The following is an 18,984-nucleotide window of genomic DNA, read 5'->3' as shown; positions in this document are numbered from 1 at the left end:
CCCGGTCTTCGCGCTTGCATTCGCCGCGGAAATTCCGGCAACCTGCCGCCATGAAAGATGCCTATAGCCTGATTGTCGAAGCCATTGACGGCGGGGTCTATGCGCCGGGCGACCGGCTCGTGGAATCCGAACTGGCCGAGAGGTTCGGCGTGTCGCGCACCCCGGTCCGAGAGGCCTTGCAGCGGCTGGAAACCCAGTCGATGGTCAAGCGCGACGGGCGCTCGCTGATCGTGTCGACGCTGGATCATAACCAGCTATCAGAGCTTTATACCGTCCGAGCCGAGCTGGAAGCGCTTGCCGCGCGTCTGGCGGCTCGCCATGCCACGCCCGAAGAATTGCGGGTGCTGCAAAGCATGATCGACGCCGATATGAGAATGCTTGGCGATGCCGAAGCGCTTGCGCGGTCGAACCGGCGCTTTCATCATCAGATCCACCTTGCGTCGCATAATCGCTATCTCGTGCAGCAGCTGGATATCGTTCATCGCAATATGGCGCTGATGGCGCGGACCTCGCTGGCGGTCGAGGGGCGGGGCGAAGCCGCGCTCTCTGAGCATCAGACCATTGTCGATGCGCTGAATTCGGGTAACGCCGTGGCGGCAGAGGCTGCGCTGCGCAGCCATATCTCCAAGGCGTTCGAGACAAGGCTGCGCGAAGATGCGCGGCGCGAGCGGTGAGGATCGTCGAGACCGACGCCGATCTGGCCGAGGGCGCGGCGCATCTGGCGTCGGTCTGCCCGATCTGGGCTTCGGCGCTGCCCGGCCTGCCTCTGCCACTGCGGCGGCGTCCTGACGGGTTTGGCGCGATCCTCGACGCGATCATCGGCCAGCAGATCTCGACCGCGTCCGCGGGGGCGACCATGGCGCGACTGGATGCCGCCGGCCTGACCGAGGCCGCCGCCATCCGCGCTGCCGGTCCCGAGGCGTTGCGTGGCTGCGGCGTCTCGCGGCCGAAGATCCGTTATCTGATGGGCATTGCCGAGAACGAGCCCGACTGGCAGGCGCTGCGCCGCGCCCCGGATGAAGAGGTACTGGCCACGCTGACGGCACTGCCGGGGATCGGGCTGTGGACGGCAGAGATCTATCTCGCCTTCGCTCTTGGCCGCCGCGATGCTTTTCCTGCCGGGGATCTGGCGCTGCAAGAGGCGGCGCGTATGCTCTATGGGCTGAACAAACGTCCCGATCCGAAAGCCCTGCGAGAGCTGGCCGAGCCTTGGCGGCCCTGGCGCTCGGTCGCGGCGCGGGGGCTATGGTCGCACTATCTGCTGGAGAAGGGGCGCGAGGGCGTGCGCTCATAGAAAAAGGCCCGGCGCGGGGCCGGGCCTTTCGGGAAAAGGCAGATGAGATCAGTTGGCCGAGGCCAGCAGATCGGTGATGCGACGCACCGAGGCGCGGCGATTGGCGCGCTCGTCAACCAGAGTTTGCACCTTCAGATATTCCTCGCCATAGCCCTGCACCACCAGGTTCTCAGGCGGCACATCGAAATATTCCGACAGCGCCAGAGCCACCGACTCGGCGCGACGGTCCGAGAGGGCGAGGTTGAAGGCCGCGGCGCCAACCGCATCGGTATGACCCTCGATCAGGAACACCTCGCGCGGGTTCTCGTCGATGGCCTGTTCCAGCACCGTGCCGAGAGTCGCCAACTGGCGGGCCTGATCGGGGTCGATCGCCGCCGAGCCGGTGTCGAAGGTGATCGCGTCGATATCCACCGGCGCCACGAGATTGCGGACCTCGGGGATCGAACGGACCTGCGTCAGTGTGAAGCGGCGGTCGATGGCGGCCTCGCGGGCGAGCGCATCGCGCAGCTCTTCCTCGCTGGTCGGCGCGACATCGGGGCGCGGCGCGGGCGCCTGCGGCAACTCGGACAGCTCGACCGGCGGCACTTCGACCGATTCGTCGATCAGCACGGTCTCGGTGCCGTCGGCGGCAACATGGATGCGGCGCAGCACCGACAGATCAGAAGCGCGCAGCGTCACCACCTGCGACCCATCCGGGCGCGTCACCACGGTGCGCGACGAACCGTCCGAATAGTTCTCGGTCTGCACCTCGTTGCCGGGCTGGCGCAGCAGAGCGTTTTCGTCCTTCAGCACTTGCTGGCTGCCATCCGCGCGGGTCACGATCACCCGGTCGCCGGTATTCAGCGCCACTTCGCGATTGCCGTTCAGAACCTGACCGACGGCAAGCGCCCCGAGACCGGCGAGCGCCACCTTTGCCAGATCGCTGGTGCTGTCATCGTCGTCATCACTCTCCGAGGCCTGAGCATCAGCGCTCTGCCGGTCAGCGGCCCGCTCGATCGCTTCGGTGATGGTGGTCTCGAAATCCTCGGCCGAGCTGCGGGCGCTGTCTTCGGTCACGCTTTCGCTGACCACGTCCCCTTCGGCTTCAGCATCGGCGTTGAAGGCTTCGGCGGTCGGCGCCTCGGCCTCGGCGGCTTCCTTCGCGGCTTCGGTGTTCGAGCCGCGAGCCACCAGCTCGCCGTCATCACTGATGCGGTATTGTTGCCGATCCATCGCGGCGAGGATCAAGCGCCCCTGCTCGGTGACATCAACGGCGACACCTTCCGGAGTCACGAGCGACGTCGTATCCATATCGCAGGGCCGCTGTGAGCCGTCCTTGCACATAAGCTCATCCGGCGTCAGCCCGGCCTCGACCTCCTGCGCAAGCAGGCGGTTCAGCCGGCCCATATTGTCTATGCGGCCCTGTTCAAGCCGATTGGCCTCTTCTTCGGTCAGGCGACGCTCTTCATCGGCGAAGCTGTCCTGCACCTGAGAGGGTGCGGCGTCGGCCTGTCTGGGTTCGGCGTCTTCCTGATCGCCGTTATCGTCCCCTTCGGCCTCGGCCGGTTCGGAATCATCTTCCTCTGCTTCGGCTTCCGCGTCATCATCGCTCTGGTCGGCTGCGAGCCGTTCCGCAAGCTCATCCTCGCGGGCTTGCGCCTCGTCGTCCCTCTCGGTCTCCGGCGCTGCGGCGATCTGAGGCTCTTCCGTCGGTGCATCCTGCGGCGAGGCGCTGTCGCTGATAGAGGGATCGACATTCCCGTCCTGACCGTTCTGCTGAGCGCGCGCATTCGGATCGTTCGGGGTGAAGGCGGCTTCGGCGTCCGCTTCCGCCCTTTCAGCCTCAGCCTCAGCTTCAGCCTCGGCAGCTTCGACGCTGGGGGCGGCGTTTTCGCCGGTCAGCACATCGGCGTTCTGCTGTGCCGTTTGCAGATATTGTTTCGCGAGCTTGTTCAGTTCATTGCCACGCGGCACCAGCATGCCCTCGGCATCGACCTCGTAGGGCTGCAGCTCGGCGGGCGCGAGGATGATCTGGCCCTCGGGACCGGTCTGCACCGAAACGCCGGCGGGGGTCACGACGGCCATGTCGTCTGCGCAGGGTCGCTCGGAGCCGTCGAGGCAGCTCAACTGGTCCTGCCGCAGCCCGGCATCGAGTTCGGCGCGCAGCAGCGTGTCGAGCCGGCCCATCGCCTCCGCGCGGGCGGGGCCCTGTTGCTGGATGTCTTCGGCGCTCAGCGTGATCTCGGCGCCGGATGGCGAAACGAGGCCCAGCGAGATCAGGGCCGCAAGCGCGGTCGAGTTGGCAGAGAAGCGGGTCATATAATCCTCCGGTCGGACTTTTCTGGTTCCGAACCTAACGGTACGCCGCTCGCATCGTTCCCCCAATTAAGCGTGAGCGTCATGTCATCGGCCTCTCGCGCGCGTGCGCAATACCGCCTTGCTCGCGTCATGCGTGTGGACCGCCGGCTGGACACGGGGCGCGGGGCTTGCACGGGGCGATGCTTGGGCCTATGCCAAAAAGGGCTGTATTTGGAGGGACGAGCGATGGCGTTGAAGGCGAAAGATGCACCTGATCTTGGGAAGTTCAACTGGGAGGATCCATTCCGGCTCGAGGATCAACTCACCGAAGAAGAACGCATGCTGCGCGATGCCGCCCGCGCCTATGCGCAAGACAAGCTTCAACCGCGCGTGATCGAGGCCTATCGCGACGAGATCACCGACCCCGAGATCTTTCGCGAAATGGGCGAGATGGGGCTTCTCGGCGTCACCGTGCCCGAGGAATATGGCGGGATCGGTGCCTCTTACGTGGCTTACGGACTCGTCGCGCGCGAAGTCGAGCGTGTGGATAGCGGCTATCGCTCGATGATGTCGGTGCAGTCCTCGCTGGTCATGTATCCGATCTATGCCTATGGCTCCGAAGAGCAGCGCAAGAAATACCTGCCGAAACTGTCCTCGGGCGAGTTCATCGGCTGCTTCGGCCTGACCGAGCCCGATGCCGGTTCCGACCCGGCGGGCATGAAGACCCGCGCGAAAAAGACCGAGAACGGCTATGTGCTGACCGGCTCGAAGATGTGGATCTCGAACTCGCCCATCGCCGATGTCTTCGTGGTCTGGGCCAAATCCGAGGAACATGGCGGCAAGATCCGCGGATTTGTTCTGGAAAAGGGCATGAAGGGCCTTTCCGCGCCGAAGGTCGGCGGCAAGTTGAGCCTGCGCGCTTCGATCACCGGCGAAATCGTCATGGACAATGTCGAGGTCGGGGAGGACGCGCTGCTGCCCAATGTCGAGGGTCTGAAGGGGCCTTTCGGCTGTCTCAACCGGGCGCGCTACGGGATCAGCTGGGGTGCGATGGGCGCGGCAGAATTCTGTCTCCATGCCGCGCGGCAATATGGTCTCGACCGGCATCAGTTCGGCAAGCCGCTGGCGCAGACCCAGCTGCATCAGCTCAAGCTGGCCAATATGATGACCGACATCGCGCTTGGCCTTCAGGGCTCGCTCCGCGTTGGACGGCTCCTGGACGAGGCGCAGGCAGCGCCCGAGATGATCTCGATCGTCAAGCGTAATAATTGCGGCAAAGCTCTGGAGATCGCCCGGATCGCCCGCGACATGCATGGCGGCAACGGCATCTCGGAGGAATACCAGGTGATGCGCCACATGGCCAATCTCGAGACCGTCAACACCTATGAGGGTACGCATGACGTCCACGCGCTGATCCTGGGCCGCGCGATCACCGGGCTGCAGGCATTTTTCTGAGAACGGGGCAGGGGGCTGTCCGCCCCCGTCCTGACGGACTCCCCCGAGGATATTTGGTTCAGGATGAAACCCTGCGCCGCTTTTCACCCTGACGACAATATCCTGGGGTGAATTGGCCTCGGGCCAAGAGGGGCAACGCCCCTATTCCGCGGCCGCCTGGGCGGGCGCGCTCCTGCGGGGCCGTTTCCAGAGGCTGAGCAAAGGCTTCTCGATCAGCAGATACAGGATGTAGCCCGCGACCACACAGGCCAGTGTCGCGGCCCAGATATAGGCCCAGGGCTGCGCGGCGCCGGGGTCGAGCCTGAGCCAGATGATTTTCACGATGGCGAGGGTGAAGGGATGCGACAGGTAAAGTGTGTAAGAACTGTCCCCGCCCAGCCTTGCAATCCCGCTCAGCGTGCCACTGAGCCTTGCGGGCAAGAAGAAGATGAAGGCGGCCGAGAAGATCGCGCTGGGCAGGCCGAGCGAGATCAGGCGGCTTTCGAAAGGCGTCAGCAGCCGGTAAGCGACGAAGGCGGCGGCGACGGCGATGGCGAAGAGCGGAAGGCCGGGACGGTTTCCGACGCGCAGATAGATGCGCGCCAGCACGACGCCGATCAGGAATTCGATGATGATCGGCCGGCCCCAGAACCGGATGGGACCGATGTCGATCACGCTCCAGAGCAGCACGAAGCCGAAGATCAGCCCGCACAGCGCCAGAAATCCCGGACGGCGCGGCAGGATCAATGCGATGGCAAACAGCGCATAGAAGAACATCTCGTAGTTCAGCGTCCATCCGAGCGCCAGCACCGGCGTGTATTCTCCGATCGCGTTCGGATAGGGGAAAAACAGGAAGGATGAAATGACCAGCCCCGGGCTCGCATCGGGGTTGTTCAGCTTTTCCGGCAACAGCAGGATCGCGGCCAGCATCCCGAGCGTATAGACCCAGTAAAGCGGCACCACACGCTGAAACCGCTTCTTCAGGAACAGCCCCGTGCCACCCGGCTCGCCGAAAAGATGCGAGCTGGACAGCCACATCACGAAACCGCTGATGATGAAGAAGATATCCACACCGATCCCGAAATCGAAGCCGAGCGGGTCGAATTCGGCCATGCTCTGTACCGCTTCGGTCTGGGCGTGCTGGAACACCACAGCCGTCGCGGCAATCGCCCGCAAAAGCTGGACGCTGACCAGATGGGGTGTCGGGGTTTTTCGATCCGCAGCCATGCCGCTTTCACCTTGAAACATTACGCGCCCCGAGGTTCGCTCGGCACTGCCGTGCGGCATTGGTCTGGGGCGATCACGATCTGAATTTCCTCGGCGGCTCATAGCAGCTTGCCTGGGGGCTGTTAAGAAAGCGCGCCGCGCAGAGGCGCCCCGATCGGCTTCAATCCGCCGACGTGATGGCGCCGCACTGCCGCGGTGATACTGATGGCAGGAGCCTCGCGCGGAGCGCGATCAGCGCGAATAGGAGAGAGGCGACGTGCTTGCCCTGCACATCGCCTTGTGATGGTCTCAGTCGTGGCGCTGATTAGATTCCGTCGCCGACAAAGGCTTTTTCCACCACGAATTCCTTCGGTTCCGAATTCGCCCCTTCGCGCAGGCCGAACCCCTCCAGAACCGCCTTCACATCCACGTTGAAAGCCAGACTGCCGCAGATCATCGCGCGATCTTCTTCGGGGGTGATCGGCGGCAGCCCCAGATCTTCGAACACCTTGCCAGAGCTGAGGTTGTCGGTGATGCGGCCCATCCGCTCGGAGTCCTCGCGGGTGGTCGTCGGGTAATAGAGCAGGCGCTTGTGGAAATCTTCGCCATACATCTCGGCCAGCAGCGGGTCTTCGCGCAGCTTCTGAACAAGCTCGCGGCCATAGTTCAGCTCATCCGCGGTGCGGCAGGTATGCATCATCACCACCTGATCGAAACGCTCATAGCTCTCCGGGTCGCGCATCAGCGACGCGAAGGGCGCAAGCCCGGTGCCGGTGGCCAGGAACCACAGCCGCTTTCCGGGCAGCAGCGCATCGAGCACCAGCGTGCCGACGGGTTTCGGGCGCAGAATGATCTGATCGCCCTCCTTGATGTGCTGAAGCTTCGAGGTCAGCGGCCCGTCCGGCACCTTGATGGAGTAGAATTCCAGCTCGTCATCCCAATTCGGCGAAGCGATGGAATAGGCGCGCAGGATCGGCTTGCCGTTGTCGCCGGGCAGCCCGATCATCACAAACTCGCCCGAGCGGAAGCGCAACGAGGCCGGCCGCGTCACGCGGAACGAGAACAGGCTGTCAGTCCAGTGCTTCACCGCGGTGACGGTCTGCGCGTCCGGCAGGGTCGGCTTTTCGCGGTTCGGGGCGGCGTCGTTCACTGCAATATCCAAAGTCATCGTCGATCCTGCGTGTTCTCTAGGCCAAACTGGCGCGTGTTTACAGCCCGTGGCCAGTCGAAAAGCGGGCGCACGGGGCGAGTCGGCCTGTTATGTAGAACATTTTCCGCGAACTTGTCAGGGCTAAGGCCGTGATAAGGAAATTTTGAGGCCAACGCTGTATTTCGCAGGAAAGACTTCCCGAAGCGGCGTTTCCAAGCGGTCGCCTTGCTACGAGGCTGCGGCGATCAGGATTTATCGTCCACCACGGCCAGAATATCGGGCACGGCAGGGCAGGGCAGCAGCTGGTTATGGGCCACATCGGACAGGGTTGCGTTGTGCAGGAACACATAGACATGGGCCGAGAGGCTCTGCCACAGCCGGTTCGAGAGCGTCTGCGCCCGTGATCCCGAGATCCCGCCCGACGCGCCCGCGCCCACATGCAGCGCGCTTACGGTTTCATCCACCGCCGAGAGCACTTCCGACACGCGGATCTCGGTCGCCGGGCGGGACAATTTGTAACCGCCGCCCGGCCCGCGCGCCGATTCCACCAGCCCGGCCCGCCGCAGCCGCACGAAGAGCTGTTCGAGATAGGGCAGCGAGATGTCCTGACGCTCGGAAATATCCGCCAGAGAGGTCAGTGCGCCGGGAGGTTGTAGCGCCAGATCGACAAGCGCGGTCATCCCGTAGCGACCCTTGGTGGATAGTTTCATGCGCCAACTCCTCGGTTTCGACCCTGCGTGAAATATTGACGAAGGCACAAGGCTTGGGCTAACCCGGCCTGCACTGGCTGCCCTTGCGCAGGCCGGTCCCGGCCCACATCTTCGGGGTCAGGAAATAGATGCCGGCCCTGCTTGCGTCAAGAAACCTGTTTCGCAAAGGACCCCGATGCCCGAACTGATTTTTGCCGGCCCGGACGGGCGACTGGAAGGCCGTTACCATCCGCAGCCGATCCCGGATGCGCCGATCGCCATTATCCTGCATCCGCATCCGCAATATGGCGGGACAATGAATAACCGCGTCGTCTATAACCTGCACTATGCCTTTCACAAGATCGGCTTCACGGTGATGCGGTTCAACTTCCGTGGCGTGGGCCGGTCTCAGGGTGAATTCGATCAGGGCGTGGGCGAGCTGTCGGATGCAGCCGCTGCGCTGGATTATCTCCAGGCGATGAACCCGAATTCGAAGCATTGCTGGGTGGCGGGCTTCAGCTTTGGCGCCTGGATCGGGATGCAGCTGCTGATGCGCCGCCCCGAGATCACCGGTTTCATCTCGGTGTCGCCGCCCGCCAATATGTATGATTTCAGCTTTCTGGCGCCTTGTCCTGCCTCGGGGCTTATCATCAACGGCAGCTCGGACCGCGTGGCGCCGCCGAAGGATACGGACGGGCTCGTTGCCAAGCTGCGCGAGCAGAAGGGCATCACCATCACCCATGAGCAGATCGAGGGCGCGGATCACTTCTTCCGCGACGATGAACAGCACATGGCGCCGATGATCGACACGGTTCAGGGTTATGTACGCCGCCGCCTGACCGAGAGCACGCGCTGATGTGATCGCCGCCGCGCGGTTCTTCGCCGCCGGCGGACCCCTTTGCGGGCTGAAATATGCCCAGCGATCGCCAGCCGGGTAATTTCGCTTGAGAGCCCCGGCGCGGAACCGTTTTCTCGCCCTTGCCAAGACCGGTCGGGCCTCCTGCCCGCACCGGAAAACGGAGGACGACGATGAAAACCACCATCAAGACCACTTCCATTGCTGCGGCTTTTGCGCTGTTCGCCCTTCCCTCTGTCGCGCAGATCACCTCCGAGCAGGTGATCTCGTCGCTGGAAGGGCAGGGCTACAGCGATGTTCAGATCGTGGCCGAGGATGACGACGTTATCTCGACCACCGCTGTCAGCAGCGAGGGTCAGGCGGTCAACGTGATCTATGATCGCGAAACCGGCGCCGTGCGCTCGGCCACAGCCGCGAATGCTGGTGCTTCTGCGGGCGACGCGGGGGCAACCGCCGATGCCGATGCGGATGCGGCAGAAACGACCGGCGGCGATGAGGCTTCGGGTGGTGCCGCTGATGCCGACGGCGCGTCCGCAGACAGCGGCGCACCGAGCCTCGATGACAGCCAGGGCGGCGCCGATGAGCCGGGTGCGAGTGTCGGCGACGAGCCGGCATCGGGCGCAGACGATGGCGCGGATGCCAGCCTGTCCGACAGCGGCAGCACGGCGCAGTAACTGCGCGCCTCAGACATTGAAAAGTATCCGGGGGGGCGGCGACGCCCCCTTCGCGCATTCCGAGCATCCGGGATTTTCCGCTTTCGTGCCTGCGGGCATCTCTGGCAATAGATGGCGAACCGAGGATTCAGGGCAGGGGCACGGGCAATGGACAGTCGACTGGTGGCGGAATTGGCATTTCTGGCCGAGGCAGACCGGCTGAAATCCATTCGCCGCGCAAATGTGCTGATGGACCTGTCGCGCCGTGAGAACACGGCCGAGCACAGCTGGCATGTCGCGCTGTTCGCGATGGTTTTTGGCGCGTCCGACCGCGCGATCCGCATGATCCTGATACATGATCTGGTCGAGATCGATGCAGGCGACCAGCCGGTCTATCTCGCGCATGATGCCGCCGCTCTTGCTGCCGCCGAGACAGCAGCGGCGGACCGGATCTTCGGCATCCTGCCGGACGGGGCCGCGTTCATCGAGCTATGGCGCGAATTCGAGGGCGGCGCGACGCGGGATGCGGCCTTCGCCAAGCGGATGGATCATGTGCAGCCGCTGGCGCAGGTCGTGATGGCACCGCAACCATTGCCCGAGCATGTCGAAATCGCGCGCAGCATGATGCAGCAGGGCCGGGTGGCCCGCTTTGCCACGGAGTGGCCCGAGATCCTGGCGGCGGCGCGGACTGCGCTGGATGGGGGGCGTCCGGGCGGCGATCTGGGCCGGAGGCTGCGCTTTCTGGCCGAGGCCGATGCGCTGAAAACGGTCTGCCGCGCCAATACGCTGATTGACCTCTCGCGCCGGGAGAACAGCGCCGAGCATAGCTGGCATCTGGCGCTCTATGCGCTGATCCTCGGTCGGCATGCCACACCGGGTGTCAATATCGGCCGTACCATCCGCATGCTGCTCCTGCATGATCTGGTGGAAATCGACGTGGGCGACGTCCCGCTGCATTCCGCCGCCGGAACGGCCCACGGCTCCCCAGAGATCCAGATGGCAGAGGCCGCAGCCGCGCGCCGCATCTTCGGCCTGCTGCCCGAGCAGCAGGGCGCGGATTTCCTGGCGCTCTGGCAGGAATTCGAGGCGAATGAGACTCCAGACGCGGTCTTTGCGAAGTCCCTGGACCGCACCCAGCCTCTGGTCCAGAATCTGCGCGCGGGTGGCGCGGGCTGGCGGGAATACGATGTCAGCTATGACGATCTGGTCAGCCGCGTCGGTGAACGGATCGCGCGGGGCCTGCCGCAGGTCTGGTCCGCGCTGGAACCCGAGGTCAAGGCCTTCTTCTACGGCTGAAGCCGCCGCAAACGCCCGCGACCCTGTGCCGCGAGCGTTGGGCTGGCTTAGCGGGACTGATAGGCCTCGACGGTTTCCTGCGCGATGCGCCGAAGATTTTCGGCCTGATCGGCAGGCAGGCGGCCGAAGTAGTCATAGCTCAGCTCTGCCGGAGATTCTCCGTAGATGGTCGCATAAACCACAGCCGAGGCAAGATAGGTGCCAGCGAGCGTCGGATGGCTGCTGTCGAAATCCTGCTGGAGTTCGATTTCGGGCAGCTGGCTGCGCGCTTCGGCAAAGGCGAGACCCACCGGGATCACGGTGGCGCCGATTTCCTTGCCCATTTCGGTGTAAAGCTGATCCAGCTTCTCGGTGCCGTCTTCTGAATAGCTGCCGTGACCCTCCGCATAGCTATGCGTCATATAGAGCATCGTCTCGGCGCCGGATGCCTTGATTTTTTCATCCATCACGCGGACGGCGTCCCGGAACCGCGTCGAGCGTTCTTCACTCTGCGCTGAGGCGCTATGGCCTTGCAGGACAACGATGTCGAAGGGCGCATCATAACCAATGGCACCCGGTGTCAGATAGTGATCGATCGGATGCATATCGAGCGACCCGCCTGAGATGGTGATAGACCGATAATCCAGATCGTCTTCCGGGATGCCGGTCCCCTCGATCGCCATCCGGCGCGTGTGGTTATGGAGGCTGTCGTTATAATAGAAATAGCTGTTGCCCAGAAACAGGATCTGGGTTGGCTCGCTGTCCGCCTGTGCCGATGCAGCCGCGCTTTCCTCCGTGGTGTCTTGGGCTACGGCCTGGCTAGAAATCACTGCCGACGCGGCGATGGCCCACAGAATATGTCGATGAAACCTTCCCATGATCACGCTCCTCCTCAATGATCGAGATGATCGCCCGGACCGATGCCGGGCGGCAGAAGGACGACTATGGGATGAAACCACTCAGCGGCGCAAGGCACTCGCTGGCGCTGCATACAAAGGCATACCGCCTTCCTTTCCGCAGCGAGACTCGTTATACCGCCGCAAAAGTCAAATCCAACCGAAGGGATGCCTCATGTCGAAGATCAAGGTAGCCAACCCCGTCGTCGAGCTTGACGGCGACGAGATGACCCGGATCATCTGGGATTTCATCAAGCAAAAGCTGATCCTGCCCTATCTCGACATCGATCTGAAATATTACGATCTGGGCATCGAGGAGCGTGATCGCACCGACGACCAGATCACCGTGGACGCGGCAAACGCGATCAAGGAATACGGCGTCGGCGTGAAATGCGCGACCATTACCCCGGACGAGGCCCGCGTCGAGGAGTTCGGTCTTAAGAAGATGTGGCGCTCGCCCAACGGGACGATCCGCAACATTCTGGGCGGGGTCATCTTCCGCGAGCCGATCATCTGCAAGAACGTGCCGCGTCTCGTGCCGCACTGGACCCGTCCGATCGTCGTCGGCCGTCACGCTTTTGGCGACCAGTATCGCGCGACCGATTTCAAGTTCCCCGGCAAGGGCAAGCTGACCATCAAATTCGTCGGCGAAGATGGCGAGACCATCGAGAAAGAGGTGTTCCAGGCGCCCGGCTCTGGCGTGACCATGGCGATGTATAACCTGGACGACTCGATCCGCGACTTCGCCCGCGCCTCGATGAACTACGCGCTGCAGCGCAAATGGCCGCTTTATCTGTCGACCAAGAACACGATCATGAAAGCCTATGATGGGCGCTTCAAGGATATCTTCCAGGAGGTGTTCGACGCCGAGTTTGCCGAGGACTTCAAGAAGGCCGACATCACCTATGAGCACCGGCTGATCGACGATATGGTCGCGGCCTCGCTGAAATGGAATGGCGGCTATGTCTGGGCCTGCAAGAACTATGACGGCGACGTGCAGTCCGACACTGTCGCGCAGGGCTTCGGTTCGCTGGGCCTGATGACTTCGGTGCTGATGACGCCGGACGGCAAGACGGTCGAGGCCGAGGCGGCGCATGGCACGGTGACCCGCCACTATCGCGAGCATCAGAAGGGCAACGAAACCTCGACCAACTCCATCGCCTCGATCTATGCGTGGACCGGGGGCCTCAAGCACCGCGCCAAGCTGGACGAGAACGAGCAGCTGATGACCTTTGCCGAGACGCTGGAAAAGGTGACCGTCCGCGCCGTCGAGGATGGGTACATGACCAAGGACCTCGCTTTGCTGGTCGGGCCGGATCAGAAATGGCTGTCGACGATGGGCTTCCTTGAGAAAGTCGACGAATATCTGAACAAGGCGCTCAGCTGAGACGCCCCTGAATGACGAAAGGCCGGGCATCGCTGCCCGGCCTTTTTCGTTTGGCGACCGGCGTCAGGGCTGGGTCGCAAGCGCATCGATCAGCTTGCCGGCGTGTTCCTCTGCCCAGCCGATAGCATCGTCATAGCCGACATCCGATTGGCCGCCGACGCGCGCAGGTGCCTGAACCTCGACGATTCCCGCATCGAGACTGGCCGTGCAGATGCTATGGGTCATGCTCGCTTCTTCCACGGAATGAAAGCACTGCATCGCGAGGCCTTCCGGGCTGGTCACCTCGACATCGCGCAGCTCGCCGACCATCTTTCCCAAGAGTTCCTTCTGAAGCTCGCGAAGCTCCGCCGGGTCGTCGCCATGATCCGCGAAGAGGGTAACCCGCGTTTGCACGGCGCTGTCGTCCTCATAGGTCGCGACATAGGTCTCACGGGGGCCCCTGACAGTGATCTCCTTCCGGTTCCGCCCATCAATGCTCTTTGGCAGCGCCCTGGCGAAGGGAGTGTCCTGTGGCGCGACGGGCTGACCGCCCTGCGACGGCTGGGACTTGCGCACGGCCTCCGCGATCTGGTCGAGAGGAATGTCCTCAACCAGTTCGGATGGCTGGTCGGGTGCCGCTTGAAGCTTGTCCATGAACACACCGGCAAGCTCGCGGTCGCGGTCCGAGATATCTTCGGGCAGTGCCTCGGCCTGAGGATCGACCACCGCGCCCATCTGCGCCCTGACACCCCGACCGCGGATCTCGGCGACGCAGATATTATAACCCAGCTCACCGCTGCGCGTGACGAAGCAATCCATCGGGATGCCCTCGGGAGAGGTCAGTGAAGTCGGCGGCGCCAGAATGTCTTGATTGGAGCCGTAAGAGGCAAGCGACCGTTCCAGCGTGCCGGCTATTCCGTCCTCTGACAGGGGGAACAGCAAGATCCTCACATTACGTGTATCATCGTCATTGCCGTATTCTGCGGAAACCGTGCCCTCTGCCGGATTTGTTTTCAATCCCAACTGCGTCAGATCCTCGACCCGCATCGGGAACGCGGCGCTGAATGCGTTGGTGACGATGCCTTGCACGATATTCGGCGGATCGTCAGCCCGACCATCTGTCTCTGCCGCAGGCGGAGCCGTGTCCGTCGCGACATTGGTCTGAGCCACAGGGGCGAGAAGGTCCGTGACCTCGGACGAGAAGGAAAAGGCCGCATCCAGCACATCCTCGTCGATGCCGTTCCCATTCGGGTCGATCTGAGTTGTCGTATCCAGTTGAAGAATGCGTCCGGATATTTCAGCAAAACACATCGTGGCGGCACGGGCGCCCTCGATCCGGCCGCTGCGGCAGCTAAGCGGCGTGCCGCCGGGCGTCTCGAACTCCGCGGATTCGGGCTCGCGATAATCTTCGGTGAACATATCGAGGCTTTCGGAAATCACGCTATTCGCCGTGGCTTCCGGTGCGGTTGTAAAGTGACTGGGCAAGGACAGCGCCACACTGGCACGGCGAAGCGCATCGTCGTCGGTATACAGCACTGTAAGACGATTGCTCCCGTCGCTCGGCGGGATCTGCTGCCTTGTGAGCCCGTCCCGTTGCTCGGGAAGCGCCTCGATGAAAGGGCGCAGGTTTTCATCGGCGACGTCCTGGCTGAGGGCGGTGGAGGCGATGAGGACCATCGGGACAGAACTGAAAAGACAACGGAAGTTCATCAAGGAAACCTTTTAACAATTTGGCTCGGGGCGGTTTCGTTATCCGTTCAGAGCGTGCACGATTTGTAAATACCGGTCGGCGTTTAACCGCCGAGTCGGCCCGGGATAAGTCCGTATTCAGCCCATTCTGCCGATAATTCGCGGCAGATCGCGGCTGCCGGACTCGGCCTGCCGGACCAGCTCATCGAAATGGCTGGACAACCGCGCAACCCTCTCGCGATCTCGGAAGACCAGATAGCTCTGTCCGATGTAAACCGCCGCCATCAGCGGACCGAACACGGTCAGCGGGGTGGAAAACAGCGTCCTGGCATCGAAGAGATACAATCGCAGCGCCGGATAAAGCTGCTCGGTGACCTGCGAGAGATGATCGAGCTGCTCACGGCGCAGGTTTTCGGGCACGTCCCGATAGATCCCCTCGGCCCGCGCGATCATTTCTAGCTCCTGCCGGGGCATGGCTATTTCAAGGTCCGATGCGGCAGCTTTGATGAGTTCCAGCCGCCGTTCGGAATCCTCGATGGCTTGGCTGGTGCTGCGGTTGCGATGGCGATCATATTCCCAGCGCAGAAACCCATGTGACTTCAGGACATCGGGAAATCCGGTCGGCACATGGCGGATCTTGTAACCCGTCGCTTGCCGGTGCCATTCATAGACCTGATTGTCGATCAGCGCCCGCGTCGCGGCGGTCATCTGCATCGAGGCATTCACCAGATCGCTGGCCATTTCCCGATGCGCCGAGAGCCCGAGGAGCCAGTCCGCGCTGACGCCGAAATGCTGCGCGGCGAGAGCGATCAGATGCGCGCCCGGCATCCGCCCGCCCTCATCGGTCAGAAGCTGCGAGATGGTCGACCGGTCCACGCCAAGCGCGCGCGCGAGGCCTGATTGGCTCTCGTTATGGTCGCGCATGAGACGGGCAAGCCGCTCTCGCAGACCGGCCGCCAGATCGCGTTTGTCAATAATATCACTCATTCCGTGATAAATATCACCGTTTGTTTGATTTTGCTAACGAGGTTCCGAATTCTGCTCACTCCGCCGCAGTGCTAGAGACGCGTCAGCAAAGAAGCTTGGAAGGGACAGAGGCTGATGGAAACGCGCAAACGTTCGGTGGTAAAGGCGGTGGTTTGGCAGATGATCGGTCTCGCGGTCATGACGCTGATCGGCCTCTTCATGACTGGATCGATGCGCGTCGGTGGGGTCATGGCGCTCGTGAACACCGTTGTCGGGCTGGCGATGTATCTGACCTATGAGCGGGTGTGGACGCGGATCAGCTGGGGCCGCGTTGACGTCATCCCGCCGCGCTGACTCGGTGTGGCGCTGGATCACCTATCGCCAAGAGATCACGGAAAAGGCTAATAAACAAGCCATGCACAGCTTAGACGCGAATCGGCTGGGTGACGTTTCGTAAACTTGGCGGAATGGATAGTTTGTCGCTGTCGATTTTTCGGCGGATTTCTGCTTATATAGGCGTATGGGTCATGGCGCCGGCCCAGTTTTCAGGGCGTCCTGGCGGTCCTGGGTTACCAGGGAATCTTCCGGGGCGCCCTTTCATTTGTGGATGCCGCGCCTCGCTTTCCAACTCGCGTCAAATCCGCTATGCGCATGGTCATCCCGCCACGACACGGAGCCCGCGCCATGAAAGCCGCCGTCATCACCTTTCCCGGTTCGAATTGCGACCGTGACCTCTGCGTGGCCTTTGAACGCGCCGGGGCAGAGGTGGTGCAGGTCTGGCACAAGGATGAGGGGCTGCCCGAGGGCACCGATCTGGTGGCCGTACCGGGAGGGTTTTCGTATGGCGACTATCTGCGCTGCGGGGCGATCGCGGCGCAGTCGCCCATCGCTGCGGCGCTACGCGATCACGCGGCGCGTGGCGGCTATGTGCTGGGGATCTGCAACGGGTTTCAGGTCCTGACCGAGCTTGGCCTGCTACCTGGCGCCCTGATGCGCAATGCCGGGCTGACATTTGTCTGCCGTCCCGCAAAGCTCGAGGTCGCGACCGCCGACAGCGCCTTTACCTCCCTTTATCGCAAGGGTGAGACGCTGAACATTCCGGTCGCCCATCATGACGGCAATTATCAGATCGATCCCGATGGGCTCGCCATGTTGCGCGAACAGGACCGAATCGCCTTCCGCTATGCGCCGGGTGTGAACGGCTCGGTCGCTGACATTGCGGGTGTCCTGTCAGAGAACCGGCGGGTGCTCGGCATGATGCCGCATCCCGAGCGCGCTGTGGAGGATGCCCATGGCGGGACCGACGGCAAGCCGATTTTCGCCGCTTTGACCGAGGCGCTCCTCGCGGCCTGAGGCTCGGCTTGGCATAACTCACCGGCAGGAATAGATTGTCTGGAATGGCAATCGCAGCGGAAAACCGCCTTTGACAAGCTCGACGCCCGACCGGCGCCCGGCCTCGCGGCCCGGGGACGACGCGGCCACGAATCCGTGGCCGCTGCGCACGGCGTTGGCCATGCTGGTCGTCTTGGCGGGGCTGGTGCTGTGGGCGACAAATGATTTCCTGTCTCAGCGTTTTTCGGAGAACGCCCGCAACCGGGCCGAACTGCGCGGGGTCATGTATAGCGGTCAGCTTCTTTCCGAGCTGCAACGCAATGCGGTTGTGCCGCTGATGCTGGCCCGTGACCCGGCACTGATCATGGCGCTGTCATCTGGAGATTACGCGACGACCTCGGCCCGGCTGATTACGGCTCAGCAGGAAATCGGTGCGGCGTCGATCCGACTGCTGGATGCGTCGGGCCGCACGGTGGCGGCAACAGATCGGCAGATTCTGGGTGCGAATTTCGTGTCGGCTCCGTATTTCGTCGATGCGATGCGGGCGCGAGACACTGTGTTCACAGCCTCCGTTTCGGAGAATGGCGGCTACGAGTTCGTTTATTCCCGCGCCATTGCCGACAGCTCCGGCACGCTTGGTGTGGTGGTGGTCGGCACCGATCTGCGCCGGCTCGAGCGGGATTGGGCCGGGATCTCGGACGCGGTCGCGGTCACGGATTCGACTGGCGTGGTGATCCTGTCGAACGAATCCCGCTGGCTCGGCCTGCCTCTGGACGAGGCGCTCGCCGTGCGCACCGCGCCCAATGCCATCGGCAGGGCGTTCCAGGTGACCTCGGACTGGACGAACAATCCGGTCGATGCCTGGGTGAAGGGCCGCGCCGTGATGCAGACCGAAACGCGCATCAACTTCCTCGGCTGGCGGATGTATAACTTCACCACATACGAGTCGATCCGCGAGCGGGTGAACGCCGTGCTGGCGATGGAGGCGATGATCTTCGCCGTGCTGGCAGCGATCATCTTCTATGTGCTCTCGCGCCAGGCGCAGCGCAAAACCGTCGCCTATATGCGCGAATCCGCCGATCTGCGCGCGTTGAATGCGCGGCTGACAAGGGAAATCGCCGAGCGCGAGCGCGTGCAGCGAGAACTGCGGGTGGCGGAACAGACCGTGCAGCAATCCTCGAAGCTCGCTGCCCTTGGCGAGATGTCGGCGGGCGTCAGTCACGAGCTGAACCAGCCGCTTGCCGCGATGAAAACCTATATCGCCGGGGCGCGGCTGCTCCTGGATCGCGGACGCTCGGATGAGGCCTTGTCCTCGTTCCAGCGGATCGACGATCTGGTGGACCGGATGGGCACCATCACGCGGCAATTGAAATCCTATGCGCGAAAGGGCGGCGAGGCCTTCGAGCCGGTCGATCTGCGTCAGGCGCTGTCCAACGCGCTGACCATGATGGAGCCGCAGCTGAGGCGCCGCCCGGTGCGCATCGTCCGCGATCTGCCGCGCAAGCCGGTCATGGTATATTGCGACCGTATCCGGCTGGAGCAGGTTCTCATCAATCTTCTGCGCAACGCGCTCGACGCGACGAAGGCGGTGCCTGATGCGCGTGTCGAGATCGGCATAGACACCGGCGCTCAAGCCGTTGTGACCGTCCGTGACAACGGTTCCGGGGTCAGCGATCTGGACAAGCTGTTCGAACCGTTCTTCACAACCAAGAAACCCGGGGAGGGAACCGGGCTGGGACTGGCGATCTCATCCGGGATCGTAGCGGATTTCGGCGGCAGGCTGACCGCGCATAACGCCGAGGATGGTCCCGGCGCCGTGTTCGAGCTGACCCTGCCGCTTTACGATCCGGATGGCGGGCGGGCCGACCGGCCGCTGGCCGCCGAATGATTAGGAAAGGCGA

At 63.0% G+C, this 18,984-nt stretch carries 17 protein-coding genes; 10 read left to right on the top strand and 7 right to left on the bottom strand.

Annotated elements, in window-relative coordinates; genetic code table 11:
• Positions 1–50 precede the first annotated feature (50 nt).
• Together PAF18_RS10100 and PAF18_RS10095 are read left to right on the top strand one after the other, a co-directional pair.
• Positions 51–674 carry a GntR family transcriptional regulator gene (locus PAF18_RS10100; RefSeq protein ID WP_271115599.1) on the top strand — a complete coding sequence of 208 codons (624 nt, stop codon included), beginning with the start codon at positions 51–53 and terminating at the stop codon, positions 672–674.
• Complete coding sequence (locus tag PAF18_RS10095; protein WP_271115598.1) at positions 671–1,294, top strand: DNA-3-methyladenine glycosylase family protein; 624 nt, start codon at positions 671–673, stop codon at positions 1,292–1,294. The genes PAF18_RS10100 and PAF18_RS10095 overlap by 4 nt, the downstream gene beginning before the upstream one ends.
• Before the next feature lie 48 nt (positions 1,295–1,342).
• Here PAF18_RS10095 and PAF18_RS10090 read toward each other — a convergent pair whose 3' ends face one another.
• Positions 1,343–3,592 carry an OmpA family protein gene (locus PAF18_RS10090; RefSeq protein ID WP_271115597.1) on the bottom strand — a complete coding sequence of 750 codons (2,250 nt, stop codon included), beginning with the start codon at positions 3,590–3,592 and terminating at the stop codon, positions 1,343–1,345.
• 225 nt (positions 3,593–3,817) lie between these two features.
• Between PAF18_RS10090 and PAF18_RS10085 the strand changes: the two genes are divergently transcribed.
• Entirely contained in the window at positions 3,818–5,026 is a 1,209-nt protein-coding gene (locus PAF18_RS10085; RefSeq protein ID WP_271115596.1) for an acyl-CoA dehydrogenase, read from the top strand.
• A gap of 141 nt (positions 5,027–5,167) precedes the next feature.
• Here the strand turns inward: PAF18_RS10085 and PAF18_RS10080 are convergent, their stop codons facing one another.
• The 3 genes from PAF18_RS10080 to iscR form a co-directional block, all read right to left on the bottom strand.
• On the bottom strand, positions 5,168–6,232 hold the full coding sequence (locus PAF18_RS10080; protein WP_271115595.1) for an acyltransferase family protein: 1,065 nt from the start codon (positions 6,230–6,232) through the stop codon (positions 5,168–5,170).
• A 304-nt stretch (positions 6,233–6,536) separates the two neighbouring features.
• Entirely contained in the window at positions 6,537–7,379 is an 843-nt protein-coding gene (locus tag PAF18_RS10075) for a ferredoxin--NADP reductase (protein ID WP_271115594.1), read from the bottom strand.
• Positions 7,380–7,606: 227 nt separating this feature from the next.
• Complete coding sequence (gene iscR, locus PAF18_RS10070; protein WP_271115593.1) at positions 7,607–8,071, bottom strand: Fe-S cluster assembly transcriptional regulator IscR; 465 nt, start codon at positions 8,069–8,071, stop codon at positions 7,607–7,609.
• A gap of 175 nt (positions 8,072–8,246) precedes the next feature.
• Between iscR and PAF18_RS10065 the strand changes: the two genes are divergently transcribed.
• From PAF18_RS10065 to PAF18_RS10055, 3 genes are all read left to right on the top strand, one after another.
• Complete coding sequence (locus tag PAF18_RS10065) at positions 8,247–8,906, top strand: alpha/beta hydrolase (protein WP_271115592.1); 660 nt, start codon at positions 8,247–8,249, stop codon at positions 8,904–8,906.
• A 173-nt stretch (positions 8,907–9,079) separates the two neighbouring features.
• The gene (locus PAF18_RS10060; RefSeq protein ID WP_271115591.1) at positions 9,080–9,580 is read left to right on the top strand and encodes a PepSY domain-containing protein; all 501 of its coding nucleotides are present in this window, start codon (positions 9,080–9,082) and stop codon (positions 9,578–9,580) included.
• A 147-nt stretch (positions 9,581–9,727) separates the two neighbouring features.
• The gene (locus PAF18_RS10055) at positions 9,728–10,855 is read left to right on the top strand and encodes an HD domain-containing protein (RefSeq protein WP_271115590.1); all 1,128 of its coding nucleotides are present in this window, start codon (positions 9,728–9,730) and stop codon (positions 10,853–10,855) included.
• 47 nt (positions 10,856–10,902) lie between these two features.
• Here PAF18_RS10055 and PAF18_RS10050 read toward each other — a convergent pair whose 3' ends face one another.
• The gene (locus tag PAF18_RS10050; protein WP_271115589.1) at positions 10,903–11,712 is read right to left on the bottom strand and encodes an SGNH/GDSL hydrolase family protein; all 810 of its coding nucleotides are present in this window, start codon (positions 11,710–11,712) and stop codon (positions 10,903–10,905) included.
• Between the two features lie 193 nt (positions 11,713–11,905).
• Here PAF18_RS10050 and PAF18_RS10045 point away from each other — a divergent pair, with 193 nt between their 5' ends.
• The gene (locus PAF18_RS10045; RefSeq protein WP_271115588.1) at positions 11,906–13,117 is read left to right on the top strand and encodes an NADP-dependent isocitrate dehydrogenase; all 1,212 of its coding nucleotides are present in this window, start codon (positions 11,906–11,908) and stop codon (positions 13,115–13,117) included.
• 63 nt (positions 13,118–13,180) lie between these two features.
• On the opposite strand, the gene PAF18_RS10040 is transcribed toward PAF18_RS10045, so the two are convergent.
• Both PAF18_RS10040 and PAF18_RS10035 read right to left on the bottom strand, forming a co-directional pair.
• Positions 13,181–14,773, bottom strand: a complete 1,593-nt coding sequence (locus PAF18_RS10040; RefSeq protein ID WP_271115587.1) for a hypothetical protein — start codon at positions 14,771–14,773, stop codon at positions 13,181–13,183.
• Positions 14,774–14,923: 150 nt separating this feature from the next.
• Positions 14,924–15,772, bottom strand: coding sequence for a helix-turn-helix domain-containing protein (locus PAF18_RS10035; RefSeq protein ID WP_271115586.1), 849 nt, complete (start codon positions 15,770–15,772; stop codon positions 14,924–14,926).
• A gap of 114 nt (positions 15,773–15,886) precedes the next feature.
• Between PAF18_RS10035 and PAF18_RS10030 the strand changes: the two genes are divergently transcribed.
• The 3 genes from PAF18_RS10030 (at position 15,887) to PAF18_RS10020 (ending at position 18,971) form a co-directional block, all read left to right on the top strand.
• Positions 15,887–16,105, top strand: coding sequence for a DUF2061 domain-containing protein (locus PAF18_RS10030; RefSeq protein ID WP_271115585.1), 219 nt, complete (start codon positions 15,887–15,889; stop codon positions 16,103–16,105).
• A gap of 330 nt (positions 16,106–16,435) precedes the next feature.
• Positions 16,436–17,104, top strand: a complete 669-nt coding sequence (gene purQ / locus PAF18_RS10025) for a phosphoribosylformylglycinamidine synthase subunit PurQ (protein ID WP_271115584.1) — start codon at positions 16,436–16,438, stop codon at positions 17,102–17,104.
• Between the two features lie 160 nt (positions 17,105–17,264).
• On the top strand, positions 17,265–18,971 hold the full coding sequence (locus tag PAF18_RS10020; protein WP_271115583.1) for a sensor histidine kinase: 1,707 nt from the start codon (positions 17,265–17,267) through the stop codon (positions 18,969–18,971).
• The last annotated feature ends 13 nt before the right edge of the window (positions 18,972–18,984 follow it).

The organism is Paracoccus sediminicola (genome assembly GCF_027912835.1).
Taxonomy (GTDB): Bacteria; Pseudomonadota; Alphaproteobacteria; order Rhodobacterales; family Rhodobacteraceae; genus Paracoccus; species Paracoccus sediminicola.
Note: the sequence above shows the minus strand (reverse complement) of the source record. Positions and strands in the feature narration are given on the sequence as shown.